Origin of the sequence: Enterovirga sp. (genome assembly GCF_028290205.1) — a bacterium.
In the GTDB taxonomy this organism is placed as follows: Bacteria; Pseudomonadota; Alphaproteobacteria; order Rhizobiales; family Beijerinckiaceae; genus Enterovirga.
The window spans coordinates 1-4,525 of the sequence record NZ_JAQGKF010000098.1; the positions used below are offsets into that span (position 1 = coordinate 1).

Below are 4,525 nucleotides of genomic sequence, written 5' to 3' on the forward strand. Positions count from 1 at the left end.
TGCCGCCATCGCCACCGACCTCACGCTGTGGCGCGAGCGCGCCGGTCGAGCGGACGCCGCAGCCGCAGAACTCGCGGCGCGGCAGCAGGAGGCGGAGCGCGAGCGCCAGGAGCTGGAAACGGCACCCGACGCCTTTTTGGCCCGCCGGCGTGCCCTCAGCGCCGAAATCCAGGCCGCGGACCGTCGCCGAAGGGAGGCCGCGGACCGTCTGTCCGGCGCCGAGCGGGCCCTGGCCGCCGCCGAGCGCGCCGCCCGGACGGCCCTCGACCACCTGGCTCAGTCCCGCGAGCAGCGCGCCGCCGCCGAGGCCCGGGTCGAGGCGCTGGGCCGGCGGGCGGCGGACATGACCCGCTCCATCGCCGACACCTTCGGGCTCGCCCCCGCCGACCTCCTCCGCGAGGCAGCGCTGCCGGCGGAAGAACTCGACATCCCGGCCGCCGAGACCCGGCTCAGCACCCTCCGGGCCGACCGGGAACGCCTCGGCCCGGTCAACCTGCGGGCCGACGAGGAGCTCGAAGAAGCGGAAGGCCGGCGCGACCGGCTCCGCGCCGAGGGCGACGACCTCCTCGAGGCGATCAAGCGGCTCCGCCACGCCATCTCGTCTCTGAACCGGGAAGGGCGCGAGCGCCTGAACGCGGCCTTTTCAGTGGTCGACGGGCATTTCAGGCGGCTGTTCACGACCCTGTTCGGCGGTGGGGAGGCGGAGCTGACCCTGGTCGATTCGGACGATCCGCTCGAGGCCGGGCTTGAGATCACGGCCCGCCCGCCCGGCAAGCGGCCGCAATCGCTCAGCCTCCTGTCAGGCGGCGAGCAGGCGCTCACCGCGACGGCCCTGATCTTCGCCGTGTTTCTGACCAACCCCTCGCCGATCTGCGTGCTCGACGAGGTCGACGCGCCGCTCGACGACAGCAATGTCGAGCGCTTCTGCGACCTCTTGCGGACGATGGCGGGCGAGACCCAGACCCGCTTCCTGGTGATCACCCACAACCCCATCACCATGGCCCGCATGGACCGGCTGTTCGGGGTCACCATGGCCGAGCGCGGCATCTCGCAACTCGTCTCGGTCGATCTTCAGGCCGCCGAACGACTGCGGGACGCCGGCTGACGGAATCGGCCTGACGCGCTCCGGATCGAAAACATCCCGCCCCGTCAATGGCTTAGAGCTTTGCAACACTTCTTGACACCCCCCGGCCCTGAAACTATGGTGCCGCCGGCTTCGGGGGGTGTGTCCGGACCATCCTGCTCGTCCGCACGCGGGTTTCGCCATGAACGGCAACGACTCGCGAAGGGATCGGCAGGAGGCGTCGGGGGCGGCCACCGGGGGCGATCTGTCCGGGAGACTTCAGCGTCTTGGGGCTAAACTGGAAGCGAGGCGCCCTGCCCCGCCGCCAAGTCCGGCCCAGCGCGCGTCGTCGTCCGACCCGTCGGGTCTCGCACGGGCCTTCCGCGCGTCGAGCGAGTTCATCGCTGGCGTCATCGTCGGCGGGGGGCTCGGCTGGGCGTTCGACAAGGGGCTCGGGACCTCTCCCTGGGGTCTGATCGTCTTTCTGCTGCTCGGCTTCGCGGCCGGCGTCTACAACGTGCTGCGGTCCGCCGGTCTTCCGGCGCCCACGGCCCGGGTCGGCGACGTGGCCAAGCCCGATTGATGAACCCCGGCCTGGGCGCAAGCCTCGGCGCCGCTTGAAACGAAGAGATCGACACGGCGATGGCCGCTCCGACCAGCAAGCTCGACCCGATCCACCAGTTCGAGCTCCTGCCCATCATCCCGCAGATCGGCCTGACGCAATCGAGCCTCTACATGCTGGCCGCGGTCGGCCTGATCTCGCTTGCCGCCTGGGCCGCGATGCGGTCGAGCTCGCTGGTGCCGGGCCGGCTCCAGTCGGTCGTCGAGATGAGCTACGAGTTCATCGCCAACACGGTGAGGCAATCGGCCGGTGACGAGGGCATGCGGTTCTTCCCGCTCGTGTTCTCGCTGTTCACCTTCGTGCTGGTGCTGAACCTGCTCGGCATGGTGCCCTACGGCTTCACGGTCACGAGCCACATCATCATCACCTTCGCGCTCGCCATGATCGTGATGACCACCGTGGTGGTCTACGGGTTCATGCGGCACGGTACCCACTTCCTCGGCCTGTTCGTGCCCTCCGGCGTGCCGGGCTACATCATGCCGCTGGTGGTGCTGATCGAGGTGATCTCGTTTCTGTCGCGGCCGATCAGCCTTTCGGTCCGCCTCTTCGCCAACATGCTGGCGGGGCACATCGCGCTGAAGATCTTTGCCGGCTTCGTGGCCTCGCTCCTGGCCGCCGGCTTCGTGGGCATCCTGTCGCCGCTGCCGCTGGCGCTCGCGGTGGCACTGACCGCCCTCGAATTCCTGGTCGCGTTCCTGCAGGCTTATGTCTTCACCATCCTGACCTGCATCTACCTGAACGACGCGATCCACCCCGGCCACTGAGCCGGACTGTTTCCACCCGAGACTAACCCCCTAAGGAGTTCCTGATCATGGATCCGCAAGCTGCGAAGTATATCGGTGCCGGCCTGGCCTGCCTGGGCATGGGAGGCGCCGGCGTCGGCGTCGGCCTGATCTTCGCCAATTACCTGTCCGGCGCGCTGCGCAACCCCTCTGCCGCGGACGGCCAGTTCGCCCGGCTCATCTTCGGCTTCGCGGTGACGGAAGCGCTCGGCATCTTCTCGCTGCTGGTCGCACTCCTCCTCCTCTTCGCCGTCTGAGCGAGCCCGGGACCAGCACGATGGCCCAGGCGCAGGCTCCCGCGGGGGCGCCGAAGGAAGGTTCGCAGGTGGCGGCGCATGCGCCCCACCAGCCGGGCTTCCCGCCCTTCCAGGCGAACACCTTCGGGGGCCAGCTGCTCTGGTTCGCGATCGCGTTCGGTCTGCTCTACTACTTCATGTCCAAGGTGGCGCTGCCGAAGATCGGCGCGGTGCTGGAAGACCGCCGCTCCCGGATCGCTCGCGATCTGGAAGAGGCGCAGGCCATGCGGCAGCGTTCGGAGGAGGCTGAGGCCGCCTACCAGCTGTCGCTGACCGAAGCGCGCGACCGCTCCAAGGGCATCGCCCAGGAGATGCGCGACAAGCTCACCGCCGAGAGCGACGTCCGGCGGCGGGCGCTCGAGGCCGAGCTGGCCGAGAAGATCGCTGCGTCCGAAGCGACCATCCGGTCGCGGACGACCGCCGCGATGTCCAACGTTCGGGGGATCGCGGCCGATGCAGCGACCGCCATCGTCGAACGCGTCACCGGCCGCGCGCCCGACCGGGCCGTGGTGGACGCGGCGCTCGACCGAACCCTTCGCTAGGCTGGACCGATGTTCTTCACTGCCGAATTCTGGGTTCTCGTCGCCTTCGTGCTGTTTCTCGCCATCGTCTGGTACGTAGGCGGGTTCAAACAGATCATGGATGCGATCGACGGGCGCGGCCGCCTGGTTCAGGCCGAGCTCGACGAAGCCCGCCGGCTCCGCGAAGAAGCGGCCGCTGTGCTCGCCGACTACACCCGGCGCCGCCAGGAAGCCGAGCGCGACGCCGATCAGATGATCGCCGCCGCGCGCGACGAGGCCGAGCGGGTTGCCCGCGAGGCGCACGACCGCATGACCGACTTCGTCGCCCGTCGCACTGCGGCGGCCGAGGCCAAGATCGCTCAGGCGGAAGTGCAGGCGACCCAGCAGGTCCGCGCCGCCGCCGCCGAGGCCGCCATCAAGGTGTCCGAAACGGTGCTGCGCGAGCAGGTGCGGGGCCAGAGCGGCGAAGACCTTCTGGTCCGCTCCCTCGCCGAGATCCGCGGCAAGCTCCATTCCTGACAGCAGCCGCAAGCTGCTGTCCTGACAAAAAGGCGGGGCCCCCGGGCCCCGCCTTTTTTGTGCCCGGTCCCCGGAGCCAGCCCAGCAGGGCGAGGCCGGAGACCGCGAAGACCTCCGGCCGGGGCCCGATCCAGGCGCACTGTGGCCAATGGCCAGCGCTCCCCTGCCCCGCGTCTTTCCGTGAAAACCCCGGCGGCGGGCCGCACCGGCGGCCCGCCGTTCGGAGGTGCTATTCCGCGGCCTCGGCGGAAACCGGGTCGGGCCTGGTCCAGCGCAGCACCGGGCTGCGGGCGGCCCGCGTCTCGTCGAGGCGGCGGCGCGGGGCGTGGAAGGGGGCACCCTTGAAGCGCTCCACCTCGCCGCGCTTCACCGCCATGGCGATGTCCCGGAGGGCCGCGATGAACAGGTCGAGCGACGCCTTGGATTCCGACTCGGTCGGCTCGATCAGCATGGCGCCGTGCACCACCAGCGGGAAATACACCGTCATCGGGTGGTAGCCCTCATCGATCATCGCCTTGGCCACGTCGAGCGTCGTGACCTCGGTGCCGTGGAGCCAGCGATCGTCGAACAGCACCTCGTGCATGCAGGGCTTGTCGCCGAAGGGGAGGCTCATCAGGTCGGACAGGCAGGCCCGCACGTAATTGGCGTTGAGCACCGCGTCTTCGGAGGCCTGCCGCATGCCGTCACCGCCATGCGACAACATGTAGGCGAGCGCCCGCACG

5 protein-coding genes and 2 pseudogenes are annotated in these 4,525 nt (G+C 69.7%); 6 read left to right on the forward strand and 1 reads right to left on the reverse strand.

The features are described from left to right. From JWR86_RS06555 to JWR86_RS06580, 6 genes and pseudogenes are all read left to right on the forward strand, one after another. A pseudogene (locus tag JWR86_RS06555) lies at positions 1 to 1,105 on the forward strand (chromosome segregation protein SMC); the annotation flags it as partial. Positions 1,106 to 1,265: 160 nt separating this feature from the next. Continuing rightward, positions 1,266 to 1,646: an AtpZ/AtpI family protein gene (locus JWR86_RS06560; protein WP_299562497.1), complete on the forward strand. Its 381-nt coding sequence runs from the start codon at positions 1,266 to 1,268 to the stop codon at positions 1,644 to 1,646. A gap of 59 nt (positions 1,647 to 1,705) precedes the next feature. Next, a complete protein-coding gene (locus tag JWR86_RS06565) occupies positions 1,706 to 2,449 on the forward strand; it encodes a F0F1 ATP synthase subunit A (protein WP_299562500.1) in 744 nt (247 codons plus the stop codon). 47 nt (positions 2,450 to 2,496) lie between these two features. Next, complete coding sequence (locus JWR86_RS06570) at positions 2,497 to 2,724, forward strand: F0F1 ATP synthase subunit C (protein WP_299562503.1); 228 nt, start codon at positions 2,497 to 2,499, stop codon at positions 2,722 to 2,724. Positions 2,725 to 2,744: 20 nt separating this feature from the next. Further along, a complete protein-coding gene (locus JWR86_RS06575) occupies positions 2,745 to 3,305 on the forward strand; it encodes a F0F1 ATP synthase subunit B' (RefSeq protein WP_366914559.1) in 561 nt (186 codons plus the stop codon). 9 nt (positions 3,306 to 3,314) lie between these two features. Then, entirely contained in the window at positions 3,315 to 3,803 is a 489-nt protein-coding gene (locus JWR86_RS06580) for an ATP F0F1 synthase subunit B (RefSeq protein WP_299562506.1), read from the forward strand. 229 nt (positions 3,804 to 4,032) lie between these two features. Here the strand turns inward: JWR86_RS06580 and JWR86_RS06585 are convergent. Then, a pseudogene (locus JWR86_RS06585) lies at positions 4,033 to 4,525 on the reverse strand (aminomethyl-transferring glycine dehydrogenase subunit GcvPB); the annotation flags it as partial.

Excerpts from the sequence above, each read along its gene's own strand:
- JWR86_RS06570 (WP_299562503.1), top strand. The coding sequence starts at position 2,497 with ATGGATCCGCAAGCTGCGAAGTATATCGGTGCCGGCCTGGCCTGCCTG.
- JWR86_RS06560 (WP_299562497.1), top strand. The coding sequence starts at position 1,266 with ATGAACGGCAACGACTCGCGAAGGGATCGGCAGGAGGCGTCGGGGGCG.
- JWR86_RS06565 (WP_299562500.1), top strand. The coding sequence starts at position 1,706 with ATGGCCGCTCCGACCAGCAAGCTCGACCCGATCCACCAGTTCGAGCTC.
- JWR86_RS06575 (WP_366914559.1), top strand. The coding sequence starts at position 2,745 with ATGGCCCAGGCGCAGGCTCCCGCGGGGGCGCCGAAGGAAGGTTCGCAG.
- JWR86_RS06580 (WP_299562506.1), top strand. The coding sequence starts at position 3,315 with ATGTTCTTCACTGCCGAATTCTGGGTTCTCGTCGCCTTCGTGCTGTTT.